The sequence below is a fragment of the Campylobacter concisus genome (genome assembly GCF_003049085.1).
Classification (GTDB): domain Bacteria; phylum Campylobacterota; class Campylobacteria; order Campylobacterales; family Campylobacteraceae; genus Campylobacter_A; species Campylobacter_A concisus_H.
Genome location: NZ_PIQX01000002.1, coordinates 218,390 through 244,332 on the forward strand (window position 1 = coordinate 218,390; position 25,943 = coordinate 244,332).

Consider the following 25,943-nt stretch of genomic DNA (forward strand, 5'->3'; position numbering starts at 1 on the left):
TGCATTTTGTTTTAAGATATGGCAAACGATAATTCTAAATCGAACTAAATTTTAACAATGAATTAGCAAAGTTTAATAAGTATCAATATAACGTAAATATTTTAAGCTATTTTGATATAGAATATCGATTTTAATTTTATCTAAAGGAATTCTATGAAATTTAGCATACTTGCTTCATCACTGATCTTTAGCTCGCTGTGGGCTTTAGATACAAATAACAGTGATTATTCAGTTGTTTTACCAACTATCGAGGTGGAAGGTATCTCGGAGCAAAATACCCTAAAAGGTTATATCGCGTATGATAGTGCGGATATCAATAGAAATGGACTCAGTAACAAAGAGACGCCACAAACTATCGAAAATATAGATATACAAAAGAACAGAAACTACGGCACAAATGATCTCTCAAGTATCCTAGAAGGAAATGCTGGTATTGATGCAAGCTATGATATGAGAGGCGAGAACATCAAGATAAGAGGCTTTAGTGTTGATGGTGGCGATATATATAGAGATGGTGTTAGAGATTCTGGCCAGATAAGACGCAGTACAGCAAATGTTGAGAGAGTTGAAATTTTAAAAGGACCAGCTTCGATCTTATATGGAAGAAGCGATGGCGGTGCGGTTGTAAATCTAGTTAGTAAGAAGGCAAATTTTATGCCTGTTTATAAGCTCTCAGGAAGAGTTGGTAGCTGGAGTAGATATGGTGGTGGTATCGATATAAATCACGTAGTAAATAATCAATTAGCTGCAAGACTAACGACTGATATGGAGCGTGGAAAATCATGGAGAGAGGGCGTAAAATATAAAAATTTTATGGTAAGTCCAAGCATTATCGTGACAAATGATGGCGGAACGGTAAGCTTTGAGGCGCAATACACATATGATAATGCTTGGCGTGTACCTGATAGAATGCCAACAAAAAGTGTCTATGACAAGCTTGGTATCGACTATACAAAGGGATTTTCTCATGATGGAGACTTTGTTGAAGATAAGCTTCATTTCTTCCGTACCGAGCTAAATGCAGAGTTAGTAAAGGATATGAATTTAAAATGGGTTTTTGGTTATAGAAAAGCTAGTCAAAATTTCGATCATTATTTTAGTGGTACCATCATGCCCGGAAATAGACTAAAGCAAAACTATGCTAAACAACAAACTGATAACGACACGCTCTCAAATGCTATAACACTTACAAAAGAGCTTGAATTTACAAGATTTAAACATAATCTTACTTTTGGCTACGATAATAGTGTAGAAACTCGCCATCCAAGGCTTTGGTATGATAAAGCCAAAAGTGTGACCATAAATCCATACGCATCAAGATCAAGTTGGGGTAGTGTGGGTTACATGCCGCTTACGACCGACAATAAACACAAAGCTATAAATAATGGAGTATTTTTAGAAGATCTAATAAGCCTAGATGATAAATATAGGCTACTTGTTGGCGGAAGGTTTGACTTTTATAAATTTAAAACAAGAAATATTACAAATATGACAAATAGCTACAAAGGGCACTCTTTTAGTCCAAGAGTTGGCTTGCTGTGGGACTTTTTACCAGAGCATACCGCATATGCTTCATACTCAAAGAGTTTTGCTCCATACGGTGGTCGCGGGAATATAGGTATAAGTATAGGCGATACAACGATGCTTGATCTAAAACCACAGAATAATGAGCAATACGAAATTGGCTTAAAAAGCACATGGGCTGATAATAAATTTAGCTCAAACCTAGCTATATTTCAGATCGAACATAATAATATAAAATACCAACCAGATTCTAAAAATAACCCTTATGTTTGGGCTGAGCGAGGTAAAGAGCGAAGTCGTGGTATAGAGCTAAATATCTTGGGCCAAATTTATGAAAATTTATATCTTAGAAGCTCACTTGGATACATGAGAGCCATCATCGTAAATGACAAGTCAAATCCATTAAACGAAAAACTTAGTCTAAATAATACAACCAACTGGCAGGGCAATGTTTTTTTAAGATATGCTAAAAACGACAAATGGTATGTCGAAAGTGGTGTAACAGGATACTCTAAACGATATAGCTACCGCACAAGTAATACTAATGGTAGAGTTATAGACGAACATCTTTCTGGTTTTGCTAGATTTGATGCAAGTGCTGGATATAACTTTAACGAACACGCTCAAATAACACTAGCGATAAATAATATCTTAAATAAAAAATACTGGCGTTCTGATTCAAGACCGGGCGACGAGAGATCGTTTATGCTAAATATGCACTACACTTTTTAACTAAAATTTACACCGCCTTCTATTTGGCGGTGTAATCTTTTGTCATGTGAAATTTGGAGAAATTTAGCCACCAAAGATGGCTAAATTTGAAGTTATCTTAAAATTTGAATCTTTGCTTTTGCGCGGAGTTTGTCAAAATAATCAGCCATAAGTTTTTCTTGCTCACCTTGATAAAGCTCGTTTATAACATTATCCTTAACATCTGCAAAGCTTGGTGTGTATGAGCCGATCTTCTCTTTTACTAAAAACATATCAAAGCTGTCAGGACCTTGCAAAGGCTGTGTGTAGTCACCGTTATTTGTGCTTGAGATGATCGCAGCAAGCCTTGGATCTATGCTTTGATAGTCCAAACTAACCTCTTGTGTTTGTACGCCGTCTAGCAGCTTCGGACTTGTCTTTTGAGCCTCAAGTAGCTCAGGATCTTTTGCTCTATAAACTACGACTCTAGCGGTGCTAAAGACCTTAAATTTATCAGGATTAGCATCAAAATACATCTTTGCTTTTTGCTCATTTACATTTTTGCCAGCTTCAGCCAAGATACTTTTATAAAGCTTTTCTTGAAGCATCTTTTTTTCTATGTTGTTTTTAAACTCCAAAAAGTCCATGCCTTGAGCTTGGATAGAGCTTCTAAACTGCGAATTTGTCATACCATTTTGCTTTGCGATTGATTCGATCCTGTCGTTTAGCTCAAATGGTGTTACACTAATGTTTAAATTTTTTATCTGAGCATCTTCGAGTCTATCTCTTATGAGTAAATTTAAGGCATCTTGTTCGCTAGCTCTTAGCTGCTCTTTCAAGCTATAAACTTCATAAAGCGTGATTGGTTCGTTCTCTACAATAGCTGCGATACCGTTTATCATCTGAGCCGAATATAAATTTAAAGCACTTAGCATGCCAGCAGCCAAAAAGAGCAATTTTTTCATAATAAAACCTTTATTTAAGTATTTAGTAAATATAATTTTGGGCAATTATAACATAAAAATAAGGCACAAAATGATAGTTACTAGATTTGCTCCGTCGCCTACTGGATACCTACATATAGGCGGACTTAGGACAGCCCTTTATAATTATTTATACGCAAGAGCTAATAATGGAAAATTTTTACTTCGCATCGAAGATACTGACTTAAAACGAAACTCTGAAGAGGCCACGCAAGCCATAAAAGAGGCATTTGCTTGGTGCAAGCTAGATCATGACGGCGAAGTGACTTATCAGTCAAAGAGATTTGATCTTTACAAGGAGTATGTAAAAAAGCTTCTTGAAGAAGGAAAAGCTTATAAATGCTACATGAGCAAGGATGAGCTTGAAGAGCTTAGAGCTAGCCAAGAGGCAAGAAAAGAGCGTCCAAAATATGATAATAGATATAGAGATTTTACTGGCACGCCTCCAGCTGGCATCGAGCCAGTCATCCGTATCAAAGCCCCACTTAGCGGTGAGATCGTTATACATGATGGCATAAAGGGCGAGGTTAAATTTAAGGTTGAAGACATATTAGATGACTTCATCATCGCAAGAAGCGACGGCACACCGACTTATAACTTCACGGTCGTGATAGACGACGCACTAATGGGTGTAACGGACGTCATCCGCGGCGATGATCATCTCTCAAATACCCCAAAACAGATCGTTCTTTACGAGGCACTTGGCTTTAAGGTACCAAAATTTTATCACGTAGCGATGATAAACGGCGAGGATGGTAAAAAGCTTAGCAAGAGGCATGGCGCAACCGATGTCATGGAGTATAAAAAGATGGGCTATCTGCCTGAAGCGCTCTTAAATTTCCTTGTTCGTCTTGGCTGGAGTCATGGCGATGATGAAATTTTTAGCATTGATGATATGCTTAAATACTTTAATCCAAACGATATCAACAAAAGCTCAAGCACCTACAATGCTCAAAAGCTTGACTGGCTAAATTCTCATTACATCAAGACTTTGCCTTATGAGAGACTAGCTCATGATATGCTCGAGTTTGGCGTAAATTTTAAAGCCTTGGCAAAGGGTGAGTTGCTGTTAAATTCGCTCCGTGAGAGATCAAAGACACTAATCGAAATGGCAAATAGTGCAAACGCGATCATCAACGCTCCAAAAAGCTACGATGAGAAAGCATGGGCTAAATTTATAAATGAAAATAGCAAAGAAATTTTGGCTAAATTTGCTCAAATTTTAGATCGTGACCTTGACGCAAAGGGCTATGAGGAGCTAACAAATAAATTTTTAGAGCAAAATGGCTTAAAGCTAAAAGACCTAGCTCAGGCTCTAAGGATAGCGTTAACTGGCTCAAGCGTGAGCCCAAGCATATTTGAAGTGCTTGAAGTAGTGGGCAGTAGCGAGACGAAAAATAGAATACAAAATTTATTAAAGGAAGAAAAATGACACATGTAACTAAAGAAGAAGCATTAAACTACCATATAGGCGGTAAGATCGAGATAAAGGTAAAGACGCCTTGCGAAACATCAAGAGACCTTTCAATGGCCTATACGCCTGGCGTTGCAGAGCCTTGCAAAGAGATAGAAGCTGATAATGAACTAGCTTATAAATATACAAATAAAGCAAATCTAGTAGCCGTTATCACTGACGGCACGGCTGTTCTTGGACTTGGAGACATCGGTGCTATCGCTGGTAAGCCAGTTATGGAAGGAAAGTCAGTTTTATTTAAAAAATTTGCAAATGTTGATGCCTTTGACATTGAGCTAGACGAGCATGATCCAGATAAGATCGTTGAGATTTGCAAGGCTCTTGCTCCGACATTTGGCGGTATAAATTTAGAAGATATCCGTGCTCCAAAGTGCTTTGAGATCGAAAGGAAGCTTCAAGAAGCAGTCGATATCCCAGTCATGCACGACGATCAGCACGGTACTGCGATGATAACAAGTGCTGGCATGATAAATGCGATGGAAATTTCTGGCAAAGATATATCTAAGATAAAAATCGTAGTTAGCGGCGCAGGTGCGGCTGGTATTGCGTGCGCGAAGATGTATAAAGCACTTGGTGCAAAACATATCGTGATGATAGATAGCAAAGGCGTAATTCACTCAAAAAGAACAGACCTTACACCTGAAAAGGTAGAGTTCGCGCTTGAGACTGAGGACAGAACTCTAGCTGATGCGATGAAGGGTGCTGATATGTTTTTAGGTCTTAGTAAGCCAGGAGTGCTTACAAAAGAGATGGTTGCATCTATGAATAAAGAGCCTATAATTTTTGCTCTTGCAAATCCAGTGCCTGAAATTTATCCAGAGGACGTTGAGGCTGTAAGAAGTGACGTTATGATGGGCACAGGCAGAAGCGACTATCCTAACCAAGTAAATAACGTTCTAGGCTTTCCATTCATCTTTAGAGGCGCACTTGACGTTAGAGCTAAAAAGATCACTGAAAATATGAAAATGGCTGCAGCTAGAGCGCTTGCGCAGCTTGCAAAAGAGCCAGTGCCAGCTGAAGTTTTAAAAGCAAGTGGTGTTAGTGAGCTAAAATTTGGCAAAGAGTACATCATCCCAAAACCATTTGACAAACGCGTGCTAACAGCAGTCGCTCCAGCGGTTGCGAAAGCTGCGGTTGAAGATGGTGTAGCAAGAGTAAAAGACTTTGATGTTGAGGCTTACAAAGCCAAACTTGCAAAAGGATTTTAAATTTTAGCCCAAATTTTGGGCTAAACTCTTTTTGGCATTTTGTAAAGATAAACCTTGTAAAAACAGTAAATTTAAGGATAAAAAATGCAAAACGTGAAGCTCATCTCACACCCACTGATCGAGCATAAATTAACCATTCTACGTGATAAAAACACCCAACCTTTTCAGTTTCGCATGCTAGTTGATGAGATCAGTTATCTTATGATCTTTGAGGCGACTAGAAATTTAAAGGTAAAAGATGTCAAAGTCCAAACTCCAGTTGCGGTGGCAGATGCAAAGAGGCTTACTACAAAAGTGATGATATGCCCCATCTTAAGGGCTGCTATTGGTATGCTTGATAGCGTTTTTACTATCATTCCAGATGCGAGTGTGGGCTTTTTGGGCTTTCAGCGAAACGAAGAGACAGCACAAGCTGAGTTTTTCTACGCGAAGCTTCCAAAAGACGCAAAAGAACGCATGGCGATCATCATCGATCCTATGTTTGCAACTGGTGGCACGGCGATAGATGCGGTCAAATTCTTACGTGAAAAGGGCGTTAAGGAGATCAAATTTATCTCTATCATCGCTGCTCCTGAAGGGCTAAAGAGATTTAGCGAAATTTACCCAGACGTCGAGGTCTATACAGCTTCGATTGATGAGAAGCTAAATGAGAAAAACTATATCGTTCCAGGTCTTGGTGATGCTGGCGATAGAGTTTTTAACACGCTTTAAGGGCAAAATTTGAATAAAAGACTTTTGCCAGCCTTAGTCGCCTTTATCATTACTATTATTGTTGGCACTTTTTTCTTTTCAAATAATGGTAGTGAAGCAAATAAAAATGCTCAAATTTTACTTGAGCAACTAAACAAAGAGGGACAAAAAAGCCAGAGTCTTGCAGAAAATGGCTCATACACTTCAAAAGATGAGGTCGCTCTTTATATCTATAAATTTAACAAGCTACCAAAGAATTTCATAACCAAAAAAGAGGCACTTAATCTTGGCTGGGATACAAAAAGCGGAAATTTATGGCAGATAAGCGGTGGCAAAAGTATCGGCGGAGATAGATTTTCAAACAGAGAAAAAAGGCTGCCAGAGGCTGATGGTAGAAAGTGGTTTGAGTGCGATGTAAATTATAATGGTGGTAGGCGCGGCGCTGAGAGAATTTTATACTCAAACGACGGGCTTATCTACTACACGCCCGATCACTACGAGCATTTTTACCTGCTTTATGAGAAGAGGATGCAATGAAAAGCGTGATCTTAGATGCCAAAAAGATGCTCGAAAAAGAGAAGATGCATGAGTATTTTGCTAAGAAATTTGACCTGCCAGAGTACTACGGCAAAAATTTAGACGCGCTCTTTGACTGCCTTTGCGAGATAAATGAGCCAACGCTTATAAAGCTAAAAAACGAAAATGCTTTGGATAGTGCCACAAAAGAGAGCTTAACCCAGCTATTTCGTGACGTTTGCAACGAAAATGAGCTAGTTAAATTTGAGCTTGTAAAAGATGAAAAATGATATTTGGAAAGATTGATTATCTAAATTTACTCCCATTTCACGTTTTTTTAAAATCAGCCCCACTAAGCTCTCAGATAAAAAAGGCGATCGAGTTTAAAAAGGGCGTGCCAAGTAAGCTAAATAGAGCCCTAAACGCCAGAAAGATCGATGCTGCAGTTATTTCAAGCATAGCAAGCAAAAAGGCAAATTTAAAGAAGCTAAATTTTGGAATAGTCGCCAAAAAAGATGTAAAAAGCGTGCTTGTTCGCAAAAACTCAGCCCCAAAGCCAGATCCTGCCTCAGCTAGCTCAAACGCCCTAGCCAAGGTGCTTAAACTAAATGGAGAGGTGATCATAGGCGACAGGGCGCTAAAGGCATACTTAAGCGAGGGCAAAGAGTGCTTTTACGACCTTGGTAAAATTTGGCACGAAAAGACAAATTTGCCATTTGTTTTTGGTAGGTTTTCTTACGTAAAAAATGGCTCGTTCTACAAAAAACTGGTCGCAAAATTTCTACAAAAAAATGTAAAGATCCCAAACTATATCTTAGCCCAGTATGCCAAAAGTCGCGACATAAGCGAACAAGATATCAAGTGGTATTTGAAATTTATAAGCTACAAAATAGGCCCAAAAGAGCAAAAATCACTCAGAAAATTTTTTAAAGAAAATAGATTATTAAAAGTAGCAAAAAAGAATTAAATTTTTATAGCTTCTTAGCAGCTACCAAGAAGCTATAAAATTTAGTGGTGCATATGCATATTAGTTGAGTTATCATCACTCATATTTTGCATCATCATATTCATATGCATCTCACCCATATTTTGCATCATCTTGTGGTGATCGTGCATTGGCATATCTGCTGGCATGTTCATCGGCATATTCATATGCATACCCATCTCACCGTTTTCAGCCTTGTAGCCAGTTATGGTAGGATCAACCATGCCAAATATCATAGCGACGTGTGCGACGATCAAGGTAAATATGAGTAGGCAAAAGTGAAGCTTTAGCTTTGCCTTTTCGCTTGCGTTTTTGTAGATCAAATTTAGCTCTAAAAGCGCGATGCCAAGAAGTGGTATGACGCCGATGAGATATGAGTAGACAGCGATGACATCGGCATATCCACGCCATTTTATACTTGGATAAATTTTTGCCATAAAATAGATCACAAGAGCTGTAAAATAGACCCCAAGCACTATGCCAGCAAATTTGCCAACAGCCTTAAAGCCAGCATTTTTGCCGCTATCCATGTGATACATAGTGAGAAACTCCATCGCCACTAAAAGCTCCGTAAGCCCCACAGGTATCACCATGAAGAGGATTAGATTGTAAGGTTGATTGAGCGATAAAAGCTCCATGTAGTGTGTCATTACCATTGTAAGTCCTTTGTAAAAAATTTAAAGAAGATTAACGCCAAATTGCTAATAATTATAAAATATCAAGATAACAAATTTAAGCTAGTCTTTAAACTCGTGTGAGATGACTGGAGAAAATTCTTCCCAGTGAAGCTTGGTTTTGATTGTTGGCATCTTGCTTTGAAATGGCTCTTTCTTAAGTGCTGCCATGGCGACACTATCGCCTTTTGGCTTAGCCGGTGCTTCTACGTTTAGTATAGAGCGTTCAAGATCGATGAAATCTTTTAAAATAATAATATATGATTTAAAGAAATTTGCCTCTTTGTGAGCCAAAAGTAGCGAGCTAAACTCGTCTACAAATAAATTTAAAGTTTCAGAAAATAGCTTATTGCTAATATTTTTTGCATCATTAAACTCATCTTTTAAAAATGTAGCCATCGCTAAAAATATAAATCCAACGTAGTCCTCGCTGTCTTTGCAAAGCTCGCTATCACGTCTATATGGGCTTAGTTTTAAACATTCAATAACCCTAAGCCTAGCTGCTCCGTTATCTCTGCCCTCTTCATAAAATGAAGCGCTTAAGGGGATATTTGTAAAGCCAAAAAGAACGTCATTTTGTTCTTTTGAAAATTCTTCAAAGCTAAATTTATCTAAATTTTTAAACGCAGCATCACTATCCTCGCTTAAAGGATTTGCGCTTAAGTATCTTAACTGCTCTTTCCACCTTGAAAATTTCTCATCATTTGTGTAAAAAAACATAGGATATGCTAGAAATTCGTAAAAATATGATCTTGCTTTTATGATGTTTTTATCCATTTAATAAATCCTCTTTCATCGCGTTTATTTGGGCTTGAACCATTAGTTTGGCTTTACAGTCAGCACAGCAGTAAAGTGCTTTTATCTTTACCCTATCGTTGCCAAATCTTGGTTGCATTATAGTTGCGATCTTTTCGACTGCTTTTTTAGTTGCAAACTCTTTTCCGCACTCAACACAGGCAAAAAGCTCATCTCGTGCCAGCTCATTATATGTAAAAAACTCAGGCTTAAGAGAAATTTTTCCAATCTCAAGGCTTATGGTATCTTTCTCGGCACAGCTTAGTTCGCAGTATCCGCAAGCTGTACAAACACTTGGATTAAATAAAATAGAATTTGTCTTTTTATCAGCCACTAGCGCACTTACGTTACAAGCGCCAACGCAACTTAGACAAAGTGTACAGCTATCAGTGTTTATCTTGACATCGCCATATCTTATCATCTCGCCGCTTTTTACCACGCCAAGATCCTCGCTACCTACTAAAAACTTAAGCCTTTTTGCAAAAATTTCTCTTTTTGGTAAGGCATATTCGTTTATTGTGTGTTGTGAGTCAGATATAAATTTTGCCTTTTTGAGCGCATCTTCAAGCTCATTTTTATCTTTAGCGTGATAGATCGCCGTCTCTTTAAATTTAAGCTCATAAATTTGATTTAAGATGTTAATGGCGTCTTTTTCACCTTTGCCAAGAGTTTTGCTAAATAAAATCACACTCGCACCACTTTCTTGAAGCAATGTAAGAAGATGCGCTTGATTTAACATATGTGGTGCTGATATGAAAAAAGGCAGGACATTTTCAGGTAGGCTTATATTTAGCTCGTCTAAATTTGTTTCATTAGAGATTATTAGTGGAATTTTGCCTTTGTAAAGTTTGGCAATGGTAGCAAAAGAATTTTGTGGCATAAGTGTAGAGTCAAGAGATCCGCTAGGGCAGACACTAATGCAGTTGCCACAATTTACACAATCGATTTGTGAGAAAACAAGATGCTTTGTCTCGTCTTCTTTTAAAATGGCTACAGTTGGACAAACATCGACACAGCGTCCACAAATTTCATTTCGTCGTTCGTGATATTGACATATCGAAGAGTCATATTGAGTTAGACTTTTGTACTTAAATTTTGGAGTTTTTTCATTTAAAATTTTAAGCACAGCTTCATCTTCTAGCCCTGAAATTTCATAACAGCCGCTTTGCTTTAGCATATAATCCCTTGCATTTTCAACCAAGAAAAAGTCGCAATCAACTTCAAACTCGTCATTTGCTCTAAGTATCAAAACGCTAAGCTCGCCAGCTGCGCCATAAATAAATTTCACTTCAAAATGCGTTAATTCAATGACTTTATAGCCATTTTCTTTTAATAAATTTGCTAACTCCTCACGGCCTGAGTTGCTTACTATTACGACATTTTTGCCGACTTCTTTTTCGTAATCAACATCCTTTGCCATGTCAAACGCAGTTGCCCTTGCTTCATAAAGCAAAAGTGTATTTTTAGCTTTTTCTAATACGCTTGCAGTTGTACTTTTTAGATAAAAATTTATCTCAGGTGCGGTAATGTTTGCTTTAAGCTTTGGCGAGTTAGAAACTAAATATTCTTCCTTTTCATTATTTATTTCTATCTGTTCATTTAGCATTAAAGTATCGTCAAAATCGTTATAAAAGCCAAATTCTTTCATAATTTCTCCTATTATCAAAAACAGGCTTATTTTAATATTAATGGGATTAATGGACTCTGAATTTTATATGTTCCTTTTTGTTCTAAGGTTTAATTTATAATATTTTTTATGTTAAAATCACGGCTTGGTAAAACTAACTTACTAGGAGCACGAATTGAGCGATTTAAGAGATATCCCACAAGTTGATAAGATCATAAAAAACGAAGCATTTTCAGGATTTGATATAAATTTAGTCACATTGCTTGCAAGGCAAATTTTAAATGAAGTTAGAGCTAAAATTTTAAATGAAAATGCAAATTTTGCGTTGCAAGAAATAATAGATTTAATCCTAAACGAATATCATAAATTTAATGAATCAAGCCTTCAAAGAGTGCTAAATTTAACTGGTGTGACCATTCACACAAACCTTGCTAGAAGTGTCATCGATAAAGAAATTTTAAGCCGTGCAACTCCGGTAATCACAGGGTATTCAAACCTTGAATACAATCTAAAAACAGGCAGCCGTGGCAACAGATATGACTATATCGGTGAGATGATCGCAAGAGCATTTGGTTTTGAGGACGCTATCGTCGTAAATAATAACGCAAGTGCTGTATTTTTGGTGTTAAACACCTTTGCAAAGGGCAAGGAAGTCGTCGTTAGCAGAGGCGAACTAGTCGAGATCGGCGGTAGTTTTAGAGTGCCAGAAGTTATGGCAAATGCGGGCTGCTTTTTGAAAGAGGTTGGCACGACAAACAAAACTAAGCTAAAAGACTACGAAGAGGCAATTAGTGAAAATACGGCGATGCTTGTAAAGGTTCATCGCTCAAATTTTGACATCGTGGGCTTTAGCGAAGAAACCACAGCAAACGAGCTAAGCGAGCTAGCAAGCAGGCAAAATTTGATAGATTATTTTGATCTTGGCAGTGGATTTTACGGAAATTTGCCATTTAACTTAGACAAAAATGAGCCAGATCTAAAAAATTTAAAAGATGTTTCGCTAGTTAGCTTTAGCGGTGATAAACTGCTTGGTGCGGTGCAGTGTGGCATAATTGTTGGCAAAAAAGAGCTCATCGCGAAGCTTAGGAAAAACCAGCTTTTAAGAATGCTTCGCGTCGATAAAGTGATCATCTCACTTTTGGCTGAGAGCATGAAAGCTTATTTAAATAAAGAATTTGAGCTAATCACAACTCAAAAACTGCTTCACAAAAGCGTAAAAGAGCTTGAAAACTTAGCAACTTTTATAAATAAAAATTTAAAAACTCCGCTTGAGATGGTGCGTACACAAACCTTTGTAGGAGGCGGTGCGATGCCAAATAAAAAAATTCCAAGCATGGCTTTGGCGGTTAGTGGAGATGTAGTTTTAAATGAGCAAAAATTTAGGCAAAAAAAGGTGATCGGCCGTATAGAAAATGATAAATTTTTACTTGATTTAAGAACACTTTTAGATGACGATGTAAATGAACTAATAAAAATAATAAATGAAACGGAAGAAAAATGAGTTTAATAATAGGAACAGCAGGGCATATCGACCACGGAAAAACCGCGCTTATAAAGGAGCTAAACGGCTTTGAGGGAGACAATCTTGAAGAGGAGAAAAAGCGTGGCATAACGATCGATCTAAGTTTTTCAAATTTAAGTAAAAATGATGAAAATATCGCATTTATCGATGTGCCAGGCCATGAAAATCTCATAAAAACGATGATAAGTGGTGCGTATGGCTTTGACGCGTGCTTATTTGTAGTGGCGGCAAATGACGGACTTATGCCTCAAAGCTTGGAGCACCTTGAAATTTTAAATCTTCTTGGTGTGAAGTCTTTGATCGTGGCACTTACTAAGTGTGACCTCGTAGATGAAGCGACTATAAATTTAAGAAAAAAAGAGATAAAAGATGAAATTTCTAAATTTAAAAACCTGCAAATTTTAGAAATTTTTGCCGTTAGTATAAAGGATAAGGCAAGTATCGACGAGCTTAGAAACTACCTCTTTACGCTAAGAGCTAAAAAGCGCGATGAGGAGGGCGTTTTTAGATACTACATCGATAGGGTCTTTAGCCTAAAAGGTATCGGAAATGTCGTGACTGGTACCGTTATAGAGGGAAGCGTTAGTAAAAACGAGAAGCTTTTTAACTATGACGCTGGTAAAGAGGTGCTAGTAAGAAGCGTGCAAAGCCACGATAAATTCGTTGATAGCGCAGGAGTTAGCAGCCGTGTGGCGCTAAATCTAACTGGCATTGAGCTTAGCGAGCTAAAAAAAGGGCAGTTGCTTAGTAAAAAAGGCTTTTTTAGGGGATTTAGAGAGGTTGATGCGGTCGTAACTGCTAAAAATCTCATCCACTCGCAAAGTGTAACATTTTGCGTGGGTGCTAAAAATGTCCCTGCAAAGGTGCTGATCCTTAGTCAAAAAGATGATAGCTGCTTTGTTACCTTTAAATTTCAAAGCGATATGTTTTTGAAATTTGACGAGGCCTTTGTGCTTATCTCGGACGCACGCGTGATAGGAGGTGGCAGAGTGCTAAATCCTGTGCTTGAGCCACTAAAAAAAGCTGGCAAAATTCTCTTTTTGGCTGCACTTTTAAAGCATGATTTTGTTGGAGCCTTTTCTATCTTAAAAGAGGCTCACAAAAATGGCTTTGGCATCATCTCTTCTTATCAAAGGTTTGGACTAAGTCACGAAGAGGCCGTAAATGTGGCCAAAAAAGTCTCAAACGTCTTTGTTGATGAAAAGGCTTTAAATATCTACGATCTAAGCGCGGTTGAGCGGATAAAATCTGTGGTTAAATTTATGATAGAGAAAAATGAATTTGCTGTCTTTTCAGCTCAAAGTATAAGCTTAAAGCTTGCTTGGGCTAGTCAAAATTTGGCTCAAAAAGCACTTGATGAGCTTGAAAGTATAAACTTAATCTCTAAAAATGATGGCGTCTATACAAAAAAAGGCGTTGATATAAGCAAACTAAAGGTAAGGCTTGAAGAGAAAATTTATGAAATTTTAGAAAGCGGAAAGCTAGCTCCAACGGCACCTTATAATATATATGATGAGCTGGAAATAGATAGGCTAAGTGGCGATAATGCCCTTAAAAAACTAACTGCAATGGGTAGAGTTGTAAGGCTGGAGCATAACCTTTTCATCACTAGAAATTCGCTAAAAATGGCACTTGATAAGCTAAGAGAGATCATCAAAAATCAAGGCTTTGTAAATGTCACAAACGCCAAGGATGCACTAAATTTAAGTAGAAAATATGTAATCGCTTATCTTGAGCAACTTGACCTTGAGAGTGACATAATGAAGCAAGGAAATGATAGGGTTTTTCGTGGTTAGTATTCATTTACAAAAAGCAAATATAATCCGCCAAATTTTTAAAAAGGAAAAAAATGAAAAAAGTGGTTTTAGCCTCAATCATCGCGGCAACTAGCCTAATGGCAGCTAGTAATAAGCAAATAGAAGATTTTTACTCAGAAGTTTTTAAAAATCAAAATATTGATGGTGTTAATGTAAAAGTCGTAGAACGCACTAAAATTTTAGATGATATAGAAAAAGTAAGCTTAAAATTTAGCAAAGGAGATATGTCTCAAGAAGATGTGACTTTTGTTAAGGGCGATCTTATGTTTCCTGATGTTGTAAATTTAAAAGAGCAAAAGTCTTATTTAGCTGAAGAAAAAAAGGTAATCGCAGAAAAGGCAGCACTTGATTTAGTAAAATCACTAGCTAAAATTTATAAAAATGAAGACAAGGCAAATGTTGTAACTCTTGGCAATGATAGCAAAAAGCCAACTCTTATCATGTTTTCAGATCCTGAATGCCCATATTGTAGAGCCGAGCTAGCAAAGATTGAAACGACATTAAAAGACAATAACGTTGAAATTATCTTAACTCCAGTGCATGAACTATCGTCTTTGCAAAAAAGTGCTTTGATCTATAAAGATATCAAAAATGCAAAAAGTGATAGCGATAAGGTTAAAATTTTAAGAAAGTATTTCTCTGAAGATTATAACGTAGATGAAAAAAATGTTAGCAAAGAAGAGAGCGACAAGATCGATACTTTACGTAAAAAATATTTCTCAGCTGGCGTTAGATCAGTGCCATTTATCATAAACAAAAGTGATCTAAAATAATCTTTTCTAGGGAGCTCTCCCTAGAATTTATACTTTAAATTAGCCTTTATCTCAAAATTCATAAAAGTTAAAATATTAAATATATTTTCTTATATTTTTAACAATAACTTAACATATTTAATTAAAGCTTTATATTTACTTTGATTATCTTGCAATTATGCTAAATTTGCAGAGTTTAAATCTAGGCTATAAAAAGCCCTGAAATAGGCCTTGCAATATTTTAGAATTTCTAAAGTTGCAAATTGTGAAGACCAATCAAACCAAATTCTCAAATTTTTAAGTTTGAGAGCTAAGGAGAAAAAATGCAAGGATCAAGAAGAGATTTTCTAAAAAAATCTCTAAAAGTCGGTGCTGCCGGCGGTGTACTAGCAGTCTCAGCCGTAGCAAAAGTGACTAGTGACGACTTAGCTCCTGATGACAATGGTGTCGTCGTTGGCAAGTCAAACAAAAAAGAGGTGCTTTATAAAAAAAGCAAGAACTGGGAAACCTACTATAAAATCGCTTACTAAGGGAGAAAACCATGAGTGATGCACGTATAGGAAGACGTTCATTTTTAAAGCTAGCCGCACTTGGTGCTGGAAGCACAATGGCTTTTGGAGAAAATGAAACGATAAGAAAAGCAAGTGATGAGGAGATAAAAAATCCTTTCCCTGGCTCAAAAAAGGTTAGAACGATTTGTTCTATTTGCTCAGCAGGCTGTGGTATCGAGGCTGAGGTAAAAGATGGTGTTTGGGTTCGTCAAGATATGGCGATGCATCATCCGATATCTCAGGGCTCACACTGCTCAAAAGGTATCGATCAGATCGACCTTACACACAGCAAACAACGTATCAAATATCCTATGAAAAAAGTTGATGGTAAATGGCAAAGAATTTCATGGGATCAAGCTGTAAATGAGATCGGCGATAAGATGCTTCAGATTCGCAAAGAAGATGGCCCTGATAGTGTTGTTTTCTTAGGATCTGCGAAATTTAACAACGAGCAAGCATATTACTTTAGAAAATTTTGTGCATTTTGGGGTACAAACAGTAACGATCACGTAGCAAGAATTTGACATAGCGCAACAGTCGCCGGTGTGGCGAATACTTGGGGTTATGGCGCGATGACAAACCACTTTGGAGATATGGCTGCGAACTCAAAATGTATATTTATCATTGGAGCAAACCCAGCTGTGGCAAACCCAGTTGGTGGCATGAAGCACACTTTACAAGCAAAAGATAGAAACAACGCAAAGGTGATCGTAGCTGATCCAAACTTTACAAAAACAGCTGCACACGCTGACCTTTATCTAAGACAAAGATCAGGCACTGATATAGCGCTTGTTTATGGTCTTATCCACATCATCTTAAAAAATGGTTGGGAAGATAAAGAATTTATAAAAAATAGAACTTATGGTATCGACGAGATAGCAAAAGAGGCTGAACACTGGACACCAGAGGTTACATCTGATGTTACAGGCGTACCAGTTGATAAACTAATGGAAGCTGCAAATATCCTAGCTCACACAAAACCAGGCACTGTTATTTGGGCACTTGGTATCACTCAGCACTCAGTTGGTAGCTCAAATACGAGAATTTTGCCTATCCTTCAGCTAATCCTAGGCAACATGGGCAAACCAGGTGGCGGTTGTAACATCATCCGTGGCCACGACAACGTTCAAGGTTCAACCGATATGTGTAACCTTTCAGATAGCTTGCCGATGTATTACGGACTAACTGATGCAGCTTGGAAGTACTACTGCCAAGGCTGGGGTGTTGATTATGACGAGTTTATAAAACGCTTTGCGGTTTCAACTAAAGAGCCAAAACAAGGCGGCACACCAGTTAAAAACACTGTTTTTGAAGAGTATTATTACCACGATCCTAAACATCCAGAAGATAGAAACTGGAGAAATGAAAAAGGCTGGTCACTTTCAAAATGGTGGCAAGGCGTCTTGAAAGAGGAGAACACATTTAGTAGTGGTGCATTGAGAGTTCTTTGGGTTCAAGGAACTGGTCTTACATCTATGGCGCACCTAGCTAAAATCCAAGAAGCAGCTTCAAAACTAGATATGATCGTAGTTGCTGAGCCATTTGTAAATGAAATTTCTATCCTTTCAGATAGAAAAGATGGCGTTTATATCTTGCCAGTGGCAACTGCCTTTGAAAACGAAGGTCACCTAAACGCTACAAACCGCTCAGGTCAGTGGAGAACAAAAGTCGTTGATCCGCTTTATGAGAGTAAGGGTGATCACGAAGTAATGTTTGCATTTGCTAAGAAATTTGGCTTTTATGACGAGTACGTAAAAGGCATGAAGATGGCTGTCGTAGATAGAGAGCTAAAACAAGTAAAAGATGACTTTGTATGGCCAGATGACGCGACAAACGAGATAGCAAGGGTTGGAAATTCTATCGGTTATGGCGGCAGAACTGCTGAGATGTTTAGACGTCACCAAGCAAACTGGGATAAATTTGACCCAGATACGCTAATAGGTCTTGGTGGTGAAGTAAAAGGCGAGTACTACGGCAAGCCATGGCCAGCATGGGATGAAAAACACCCTGGCACACCGATACTTTATGATATGAGCAAGCCTTATGCAGAGGGTGGCTCTGGCTTTAGAAACCGCTTTGGCTTAGAGCATAACGGCGTTAGTCAGCTAGCTAGCGAAGAGAGCACACTTGTTGGCTCAGCCATAAAAGGTGGCTATCCACAAATCACAAAAGATAATATAGAAAAAGTCCTAGGCATCACTCTAACTGAAGAAGAGAAAGCTAAGATCGGACCTAGCTGGAGCATGGACTACAGCGGTATCATCTTAGAAAAATGTCGTGAAAAAGGGGTCGTGCCGTATGGTAACGCAAGGGCTAGAGCTATCGTTTGGGAATTTCTTGATCCTATCCCAAAACATAGAGAGCCTATCCACTCACCACGCTGGGATCTTGTTCAAAAGTATCCGACATTTGATGATCAAGCTAGAAATTTCCGTGTTTCTACAAGATTTAAGTCAGAGCAACAAGCAAAAGACTGGTCAAAAGAGTTTCCTATCGTATTTAGTACGCAACGCGTCGTAAATTTAAGTGGTGCGGGAATGATAGAAAGAACAAGTAAATATCTCTCAGCTATCACACCTGAGATGTTTGCTAACGTTCACCCTGAGCTTGCTTTAAAATACGGCATAAAAGATCGCGATATGATGTGGATCCACAGCCCACAAGGCACGAAGATCAAAGTAAGATGCTACCACAGCTATATGGTCACTCCAGATAGAATTTGTATGCCTTACAACTTCGCTGGCGTTATGCAAGGTGTCGATCTCTCAGCTCGCTACCCAGAGGGCACTAAGCCTTATGTTATCGGCGAGAGCTTTAACACAGTTACTAACTACGGATTTGACCCTGTTACTCAAATTTCAGAATTTAACGCAGGTCTTTGCCGCATAGAAAAAGCTGAGGAGAATACCTTTAAAACATCGTTTTATCACGAGTATGGCGAGAGAGACGCCTTAGGTAAAGAGTAAGGAGAGAAAAATGGCAAGAATGAAATTTTTTGTAGATACTAATAGATGTATCAGCTGCTTTGGTTGTCAAGTCGCTTGCTCTTCTGCTCACGAGCTTCCAGTAGGAATTTATAGAAGAAAGGTTATCACACTTCACGATGGTATCGAGGGCAAAGAGGTTTCAACCACTATCGCGTGTCAGCACTGCACCGATGCACCTTGCGAGCAAGTTTGTCCGGTTGATTGCTTCTACATTAGAGCTGATGGCATCGTGCTTCACGATAAAAACAAGTGCATAGGCTGTGGATACTGCTTATATGCTTGTCCATTTGGTGCGCCACAGTTTCCTAAAGATGGGGCATTTGGCGTAAAAGGCGTAATGGATAAATGTACTATGTGCGCAGGCGGTCCAGAGCCAACTAACTCACATGAGGAGAGAGAGCTTTACGGTCAAAACAGAATGGCTGAGGGCAAAGTGCCTATGTGTGCGGCTATCTGTTCTACAAACGCGCTTTTAGTTGGCGACGCTGCTGAGGTTTCAAATGTATATCGTAAACGCGTTATGCTAAGAAATACTGGGCTAAATGCCTAACAAGAAGGAGAGCATTTGCTCTCCTTTAAATTCTAAATTTTAAACTTAAAACCTTTTTATTTTTTATAAGACTACTATTTTTATATTCAAAAGATAAATTTTAAATTTACATTAGAAAATTTCCAAAACCATTTAAAATTGGCTATTTGAGGACAAATTTCTCTTCATTATCTCAATTTGCTCTATTTTATGATAATCGTTTTTATTTTAATCAAAGTAAAGCCTTGATAATATTCGTTTCAAAAAATCTCACAGGTGGTTTATTTAATGAATAAATTCTTAAAATTTATGCTAATTATGTTGTTGCCTATTTGGCTTATGGCAAAAAATGACGACTATGAGCAAGTCGCAGCTCAGATAAAAGAGTCGCTACAAAAAGTAATAACAGAGTATAGAGCTGGCAACGTCGAGCAAGCAGTTAGCGATACTCAAAATGCTTATTTTGGCTTATTTGAAGACGTTGAAGCTGGTATTAGAATAAATTTAGGCCAGAAAAAAGCTTACTCTATGGAGAAGCAATTTGGCGAGATTAGAAAGGCGATAAAAGCAGGCGAAGCACCAGATGATGTGCAAAAAAGAATAGATCAGATAAATAGCGAGATAGCTGAAGTTCTACCAGTTATCTTAAAAGGACATAGGCTAGTTGGTGAGTATTCAGACGGCCCAGTTCAAGCTGCTGCGACTGACTATGATACTTCTAAATTTATCCCTGAATGGAAGGTGGCATTTACAAATTTATCAGCTGATATAGATAAAGCAATAGCAAGCTATGAGAGTGATAAGCAAGATGATGCTAAAAGTGCTATCCAAGATGCTAAATTTACAGACTATAGAAATACTCAACTTGAAATAGCTATTCGTCAGTATATAGAAAATGGTAAAAGCATAGATGCTGATATCCAAAGAAAGATGGGCGAAGCGATCAGCGGTGTCACAAATGGTATAAGTAAAGATGACTTTAAAACCAAGCTAGATGAGATCAAAAAGCTAGCATATGATGCTATCTCAAAACTCCCAGCTGATACTGCAAAACTTGCAAAAGTTGATATGAGCGATGTAGAAGCAGCTTCTGAAGAAGATAGTGGTGTAGATTATACCAAAGTCGTTCAAAACATAAACGATAAAATTCAAGTCGCTATCACACTTTATAAAAAAGGTGATGCAAAAAAAGCAATGGGCGATATCCAAGACATCTACTTTGATGAGTTTGAAGGCAGCGGCATGGAGAATAAAGTAGGCGCAATAGATGTAAATTTAAAAACAGCTATTGAAGCTACATTTGGCAATCTCGTAGCCTTTATGAAGTCAGGCGCAGATGAAAAAACTCTTCAAGAAAGCGCAAGCAAGATGTCATCTCAGCTCGTAGCTGCACTTGAGAAAACTAGCAGTTCAAGCTCACCTTGGTCTTTATTTGTTTGGGCTTTGACTATTATTTTAAGAGAAGGCTTTGAGGCGCTTATCATTGTTGCTGCTGTTGTTGCATATCTTGTAAAAACTGGTAATGCTAAAGCGATGGGCAAAGTTGTTTATAGCTCAGTTGGCGTGGCTGTTATCTTAAGTTTTGTCATGGCATGGCTAATGAATGTCATCTTTGGCGAGGCAGCAGGTCAAAAAAGAGAGCTTATGGAAGGCATCACGATGCTTGTTGCAGTGGGACTTCTATTTTATGTTGGTTTCTGGCTTCTTTCAAATGCTGGTGCTAAAAAATGGAATGACTACATCAAATCACACGTCTCTGACTCTATCTCAAGTGGCTCAACCACAACACTTTGGTGGACTGTATTTTTAGCAGTATTTAGAGAGGGTGCTGAGACAGTGCTATTTTATCAGGCACTTATTTTTGGAGCTAAAGATTCAGCTGGTTACTCGATGATTGCAGCTGGCTTTGTGATAGGACTTGTTGTTCTTTTAATAGTCTATTTCTTATTTAAAATTTTTGCTGTTAAAATTCCTATTAAACCATTTTTTATATTTACGTCAGCGATCATCTTTTATATGTCGATCGTCTTTGTTGGAAAGGGTGTTGGCGAACTAGTTGAGGGCAAAATTTTCATCCCAACTATCATAAAAGGACTTAGCTTCCCTGACTGGATGAGAGACTGGCTAGGACTTCAGCCATATTACGAGAGCTTAGTGCCTCAAATCATTATGGTGCTTGCCCTAGTTATTGGCATCGTTATTATGAAATCAAAACAAAATAAAAATTAATCTTATTTAAAGGAGAGAATATGAATAAAATTCTTAATTCAGCTCTAGCACTTAGTCTAGCAGCTGGTTTTGCACTTGCTGGTGAGCATCCAATTGGTGAGCCTGTAGAGGCTAATGGTATGGAGATAGCTGCAGTTTATTTGCAACCAATCGACATGGAACCAAAGGGTATTGATCTAGCTCCAAGTCTAGCTGATTTTCACCTAGAAGCTGACATACACGCTATTGCTGGTAATAAAAACGGCTTTGGCGAAGGTGAGTGGATCCCATACCTAAAGATTAACTACGAGCTAAAAAACCTTGATAACGGCAAAGTTAAAAAAGGTACCTTTATGCCAATGGTTGCAAGCGATGGCCCACACTACGGTGCTAACGTAAAAATGGATACAGGTGTTGGTAACTATGAGCTTAAATTCCACATCGACAATCCAGAAAAACAAGGTTTTGGTCGCCACGCTGATAAAGAGAGCGGTGTTGGTAAATGGTTTGAGCCTTTCACAACAACTTATAAATTTCAATGGACAGGTGGTCCTGTTAAATAATCACCAGGGGCGTTCTCGCCCCTTTTAAAAAATTCTCACAGGGTTTAGTTATGTCAATTTATTTCTATCAGGTCTTTTTAGCCCTCCTTGGATTTACGCTTTTTGCTGCCTTAAATAACAAGGATAAAAGTTTAAAAACACTCTTTTTACCGTCACTTTTTGGAGTCGTAGCTGGCGTATTTATCTTTAAAGTCGTTCGTCACGCACTTATAGACGATCAGTTTAAAATTTTCATTGATTCAGTGACGCTAGTTTTTCTGTTAATTAGCATTTTATGGATATTTCTTGAGCTTAAGATAGCAAAAATTGTAACGTTTTTTATTTTAGGCATCGGCTTTGGCTTTGGCTATAGTTCAAGCAGTGTGTTATTTCCACTATTTGGTGGTGAGCTACTAGATACGCTTTCTGTCATTAGCTTCTTTCTAATGATATTTGCAATGATTTTGCTCGTATTTTTATTCTTTTTTATTTCGAATTTAAAATCTAGCATTTCTCCATTAATAGCTAAAATTTTAGCCCTTATCACTTTAGTTTTCTTGCTAATCGATAGAAGTTCTCAGACGGCACTTGAGCTTTTACGTGCTGGGGCTTTAAAAATAAGTAGTGAGTTAAACTCTCAGATTCTATCTGTTAGTGCAAAAGGTATTTACGTATCAGAATTTGGTACTTATTTTTATATCTTTGTGATCTTACTTTTATGCATCACCGCGCTTTTCTTTATGCCAAAAAGTATTGATAAAAATAAATTTGGTTCTATCAAATACCGCTTTACAAAAGCCATTAGAGAAAATATTTCTGATAATGCAAAATTTGCATTTTGTAGTATTTTGATAGCACTTGGATTTTCGCTCTATTACGATCTTTACGCATCTCGTCCACCTGAAATTTCAGAGCCAGTCTTGGTTGAGCCAGTGGGAGATAAATTTATATTTGATGTTGATATGCTAAAAGATAATGAACTTCATAGATTTGCCTACATCACAGATGAGGGCAAACAGATAAGATTTTTCTTGTTAAACCGCTTTAGCGACCGCGTCTCGCCTGTTATCGTCTTTGACTCTTGTATGATTTGCGGCGATATGGGCTATATAAAAAGAGGTAATGACCTTATTTGTATCTCTTGTAATGTTAGAATTTTCTTGCCATCAGTTGGCAAAGAAGGTGGTTGCAATCCGATACCAATGCCATTTATCTTCGATGGCAAAAATATCATAGTTGATTATAAAACTATTACAGATGGAGCAAATTTCTTTAGTAAGGTTGTCGAAAAAATGGTGCTTGACCCAGTTAGTCGCAAAAAAGTGAGCAACCTTGAGTCAAGATCATATTTATATTATGGACGCACATATTTCTTTGAAAATAACGAAACTCAGGCGAAATTTGAAGCAAATCCAGAAAAATATGTAGAAATAAATGGAACGTTAAAATGAAAAATATGCAACTAAGAATGATAAAAAGCTCGATCACGGGCTCAAAGGTGCAAAAGACGATGGCCTTTATCACCATACTACTAGCTGCTCTTTTGATAGCTTGCATGCTAAATATCACACTAAAAATCGGTGATCAAGTAGCAACCGAGCTTAGAGGATATGGCTCAAATATAGTTGTTTTGCCACGAGGTGAGAGCTTAAGCATTGAGATCGAGGGTAAAAATTTCACCCCACTAAAATCACAAAATTTACTTCCAGAAGCTGATATTTATAAGATAAAAGAGATCTTTTGGAGAAATAACATCGTTGCTTTTGCGCCGTTTTTAGAGGCAAAAGTTAAAGATGAAAAAGGAATTGAATTTGCCTTTGAAGGAACCTATTTTGATAAAAACATCGGTCTAAAAGATGAGCCAGAATTTAGCACAGGCGTTAAGAGCTTGTATGGATTTTGGGGTGTTGAGGGCGCTTGGCCAAAAGATGAAAGCATGGATGAAATTTTAGTTGGCGAAGAACTTGCTAAGGTTAAAAATTTAAAAGTTGGCGACAAGCTTAGCCTTGCGGGCAAAAATGGCGTAAGAGAGGTTAGGATAGTTGGAATTTTAAAAGGAGCTAGTGACGAGACGCATAAGCTAGTTGGCTCACTAAAGCTTGCTGGAGATCTCTCTGGACACGCAAACTCATACACAAAGGCTGAAGTCTCAGCTATGACGATCCCAGAAAATGACCTATCGTTAAAGGCAAGAAGAAATTTAGACAACCTTGATAGTGCAGAGTACGACAAATGGTACTGCTCAGCCTATGCAGGATCAATCGCATTTCAGATAGAAGAAAATTTACCAAACGTTAGCGCAAAAGCTAGCCTTCAAGTAAGCGATGCAGAGAGCAACATCGTAAAGAAAATCCAAAGCCTAATGGGTATCGTTAGTATCATCGCTCTCGTGGTTTCAGCCATCGGCATAACATCGCTAATGACAAGTGAAATTTACCGCCGTAAAAAAGAGATCGGCCTTTTAAAAGCTATAGGTGCTAGCAACTTTGAAATTTACGCTTTGTTTGCTAGCGAGAGCCTTGTGGTAGCCTTTTTTGCGGGCATCACTGGAGCATTTTTGGGTTACGCTCTAAGCTACGTGATGTCTTACATTATCTTCTCTCACGGCATAGGCATAGCTTGGATCGTACTACCAATTAGCGTGGCATTTGCCCTGCTTATCTCAGTTGTTGGCTCGCTAATGCCAATGAGAAACGTCATAAATTTACTACCTGCGGAGGTGCTATATGACCGCAAATAGCAAATTCTTTTACAATACAATTTATAAAAGTTTAAAAAATGGCTCATCAAGAGTAATGGTTATCGTCATCTCTATCTTGCTTGGAGCATGCGTGTGTGCTGCGTTTGTCAATGTCTATCTTGACATTGACTCAAAGGTCTCACGTGAGCTAAAAACTTATGGAGCAAATATGATCTTTGCTCCAAAAGATATGGCTACAAGCGATGATATGAGTGAAAAAACTTACAATGAAATGATCGCTAAAGTGCCAAAAGATAAGCTTCTTGGCGAGAGTGGATATCTCTTTGCTCAGGCAAATATTGGTCCAACAAATGCCATCGTCATGGGGACAAAATTTAGCAATTTAAAAAAGGTTAAGCCGTTTTTGGATGTTAGAGATGGAACGATGATAAGTGTCGATTTTGACGATAAAAACGTGCTAATAGGCGTTGATCTTGCTCGTCAGGCTGGCTTTAAAGCAGGCGATGATATAGAAATTCGTGCCATTGGCTCAAATGAGAGCATAAATGTAAAGATAAAAGGCGTAGTGGCAAGCGGCGACAAAGAGGACGCACTTTTGATCACATCACTATCTTTGGCTCAAAAAATTTCAAATAAAGCTGGCAAAATAAACTATGCTGAAGCTGTTGTGCTTGGTAACTTTGACGAGATAACATCGCTTGCAAAGACTATAAGCAATGATGAAATAGCTGCAAAACCAGTGGCAAAGGTCTCAAAGTCTGAGGGCTATATTTTGGAGAAAATAAAGCTATTAATGGCACTTGTTAGCCTTGTTATTTTGCTCATTACTTCAATGTGCGTAAACACAACGCTTAGTGCTATCTTGCTCTCTCGCTCAAAGGAGATCGCACTTCTAAGAGCCATAGGTGCAAGCAAAAAAGATGTACTAAAGCTATTTGGCTTTGAAACATTTGTGACGGCGCTCATCTCAGCATTAGTTGGTGCATTTTTAGGATATTTACTAGCTCAAATTTTAGGTTATGCGATATTTGATTCTAGTATTGATTTTAGAATTTTAAGCATCCCAGTAGCTGTGATAATATCGCTTTTATTTGCAGCGATCGCAGCATTTTATCCGATCAAACGGGCACTTAATAATAAAATGGCAGATACATTAAGAGGAGAATGA

At 38.0% G+C, this 25,943-nt stretch carries 22 protein-coding genes and 1 pseudogene; 19 read left to right on the forward strand and 4 right to left on the reverse strand.

Annotated features, from left to right (window positions below):
- Positions 1–153: 153 nt before the first annotated feature.
- Positions 154–2,256, forward strand: coding sequence for a TonB-dependent receptor (locus tag CVT13_RS03410; RefSeq protein ID WP_107811607.1), 2,103 nt, complete (start codon positions 154–156; stop codon positions 2,254–2,256).
- Between the two features lie 92 nt (positions 2,257–2,348).
- On the opposite strand, the gene CVT13_RS03415 is transcribed toward CVT13_RS03410, so the two are convergent.
- Complete coding sequence (locus CVT13_RS03415) at positions 2,349–3,179, reverse strand: peptidylprolyl isomerase (protein WP_021091056.1); 831 nt, start codon at positions 3,177–3,179, stop codon at positions 2,349–2,351.
- Between the two features lie 70 nt (positions 3,180–3,249).
- Here CVT13_RS03415 and gltX point away from each other — a divergent pair, with 70 nt between their 5' ends.
- The 6 genes from gltX to CVT13_RS03445 all read left to right on the forward strand — a co-directional run bounded on the left by gltX (position 3,250) and on the right by CVT13_RS03445 (position 8,052).
- The gene (gene gltX, locus CVT13_RS03420) at positions 3,250–4,629 is read left to right on the forward strand and encodes a glutamate--tRNA ligase (RefSeq protein WP_107811683.1); all 1,380 of its coding nucleotides are present in this window, start codon (positions 3,250–3,252) and stop codon (positions 4,627–4,629) included.
- Positions 4,626–5,879, forward strand: coding sequence for a malic enzyme-like NAD(P)-binding protein (locus tag CVT13_RS03425; RefSeq protein ID WP_103579637.1), 1,254 nt, complete (start codon positions 4,626–4,628; stop codon positions 5,877–5,879). The genes gltX and CVT13_RS03425 overlap by 4 nt, the downstream gene beginning before the upstream one ends.
- Positions 5,880–5,963: 84 nt before the next feature.
- Positions 5,964–6,590: a uracil phosphoribosyltransferase gene (upp, locus tag CVT13_RS03430; protein WP_103579638.1), complete on the forward strand. Its 627-nt coding sequence runs from the start codon at positions 5,964–5,966 to the stop codon at positions 6,588–6,590.
- Positions 6,591–6,599: 9 nt separating this feature from the next.
- Positions 6,600–7,106: a ribonuclease domain-containing protein gene (locus tag CVT13_RS03435; RefSeq protein ID WP_103579639.1), complete on the forward strand. Its 507-nt coding sequence runs from the start codon at positions 6,600–6,602 to the stop codon at positions 7,104–7,106.
- Positions 7,103–7,375 (forward strand): barstar family protein, encoded by a 273-nt coding sequence (locus CVT13_RS03440; protein WP_107811608.1) that lies wholly within the window; start codon positions 7,103–7,105, stop codon positions 7,373–7,375. The genes CVT13_RS03435 and CVT13_RS03440 overlap by 4 nt, the downstream gene beginning before the upstream one ends.
- Positions 7,372–8,052: an MqnA/MqnD/SBP family protein gene (locus CVT13_RS03445; protein ID WP_107811609.1), complete on the forward strand. Its 681-nt coding sequence runs from the start codon at positions 7,372–7,374 to the stop codon at positions 8,050–8,052. Before CVT13_RS03440 ends, CVT13_RS03445 begins: the two co-directional genes overlap by 4 nt.
- Positions 8,053–8,093: 41 nt before the next feature.
- Here CVT13_RS03445 and CVT13_RS03450 read toward each other — a convergent pair whose 3' ends face one another.
- The 3 genes from CVT13_RS03450 to CVT13_RS03460 all read right to left on the reverse strand — a co-directional run bounded on the left by CVT13_RS03450 (position 8,094) and on the right by CVT13_RS03460 (position 11,187).
- Positions 8,094–8,726, reverse strand: coding sequence for a DUF6803 family protein (locus CVT13_RS03450; protein WP_107811610.1), 633 nt, complete (start codon positions 8,724–8,726; stop codon positions 8,094–8,096).
- 81 nt (positions 8,727–8,807) lie between these two features.
- Entirely contained in the window at positions 8,808–9,521 is a 714-nt protein-coding gene (locus CVT13_RS03455) for a molecular chaperone (protein WP_103579643.1), read from the reverse strand.
- On the reverse strand, positions 9,514–11,187 hold the full coding sequence (locus CVT13_RS03460; RefSeq protein WP_107811611.1) for a 4Fe-4S binding protein: 1,674 nt from the start codon (positions 11,185–11,187) through the stop codon (positions 9,514–9,516). Before CVT13_RS03460 ends, CVT13_RS03455 begins: the two co-directional genes overlap by 8 nt.
- Before the next feature lie 154 nt (positions 11,188–11,341).
- Between CVT13_RS03460 and selA the strand changes: the two genes are divergently transcribed.
- The 12 genes and pseudogenes from selA to CVT13_RS03520 all read left to right on the forward strand — a co-directional run bounded on the left by selA (position 11,342) and on the right by CVT13_RS03520 (position 25,943).
- Positions 11,342–12,667 carry an L-seryl-tRNA(Sec) selenium transferase gene (gene selA / locus CVT13_RS03465; RefSeq protein ID WP_107811612.1) on the forward strand — a complete coding sequence of 442 codons (1,326 nt, stop codon included), beginning with the start codon at positions 11,342–11,344 and terminating at the stop codon, positions 12,665–12,667.
- On the forward strand, positions 12,664–14,484 hold the full coding sequence (selB, locus tag CVT13_RS03470; protein ID WP_107811613.1) for a selenocysteine-specific translation elongation factor: 1,821 nt from the start codon (positions 12,664–12,666) through the stop codon (positions 14,482–14,484). The genes selA and selB overlap by 4 nt, the downstream gene beginning before the upstream one ends.
- A 53-nt stretch (positions 14,485–14,537) precedes the next feature.
- Positions 14,538–15,278, forward strand: coding sequence for a thioredoxin domain-containing protein (locus tag CVT13_RS03475; protein ID WP_103583332.1), 741 nt, complete (start codon positions 14,538–14,540; stop codon positions 15,276–15,278).
- Between the two features lie 302 nt (positions 15,279–15,580).
- Positions 15,581–15,787 carry a twin-arginine translocation signal domain-containing protein gene (locus CVT13_RS03480; protein WP_009294906.1) on the forward strand — a complete coding sequence of 69 codons (207 nt, stop codon included), beginning with the start codon at positions 15,581–15,583 and terminating at the stop codon, positions 15,785–15,787.
- 77 nt (positions 15,788–15,864) lie between these two features.
- A pseudogene (locus CVT13_RS10635) lies at positions 15,865–16,059 on the forward strand (hypothetical protein); the annotation flags it as partial.
- 60 nt (positions 16,060–16,119) lie between these two features.
- Positions 16,120–18,774, forward strand: coding sequence for a formate dehydrogenase subunit alpha (locus tag CVT13_RS03490; RefSeq protein ID WP_234411969.1), 2,655 nt, complete (start codon positions 16,120–16,122; stop codon positions 18,772–18,774).
- A 10-nt stretch (positions 18,775–18,784) separates the two neighbouring features.
- Entirely contained in the window at positions 18,785–19,345 is a 561-nt protein-coding gene (gene fdh3B, locus CVT13_RS03495) for a formate dehydrogenase FDH3 subunit beta (protein ID WP_103629194.1), read from the forward strand.
- A gap of 267 nt (positions 19,346–19,612) precedes the next feature.
- On the forward strand, positions 19,613–21,553 hold the full coding sequence (locus tag CVT13_RS03500; protein WP_107811615.1) for an FTR1 family iron permease: 1,941 nt from the start codon (positions 19,613–19,615) through the stop codon (positions 21,551–21,553).
- Between the two features lie 20 nt (positions 21,554–21,573).
- On the forward strand, positions 21,574–22,095 hold the full coding sequence (locus CVT13_RS03505) for an iron transporter (RefSeq protein ID WP_107811616.1): 522 nt from the start codon (positions 21,574–21,576) through the stop codon (positions 22,093–22,095).
- A 50-nt stretch (positions 22,096–22,145) separates the two neighbouring features.
- Positions 22,146–23,525: a Fe-S-containing protein gene (locus tag CVT13_RS03510; protein ID WP_107811617.1), complete on the forward strand. Its 1,380-nt coding sequence runs from the start codon at positions 22,146–22,148 to the stop codon at positions 23,523–23,525.
- Entirely contained in the window at positions 23,522–24,814 is a 1,293-nt protein-coding gene (locus tag CVT13_RS03515; protein WP_107811618.1) for an ABC transporter permease, read from the forward strand. Before CVT13_RS03510 ends, CVT13_RS03515 begins: the two co-directional genes overlap by 4 nt.
- Complete coding sequence (locus CVT13_RS03520; protein WP_107811619.1) at positions 24,801–25,943, forward strand: ABC transporter permease; 1,143 nt, start codon at positions 24,801–24,803, stop codon at positions 25,941–25,943. Before CVT13_RS03515 ends, CVT13_RS03520 begins: the two co-directional genes overlap by 14 nt.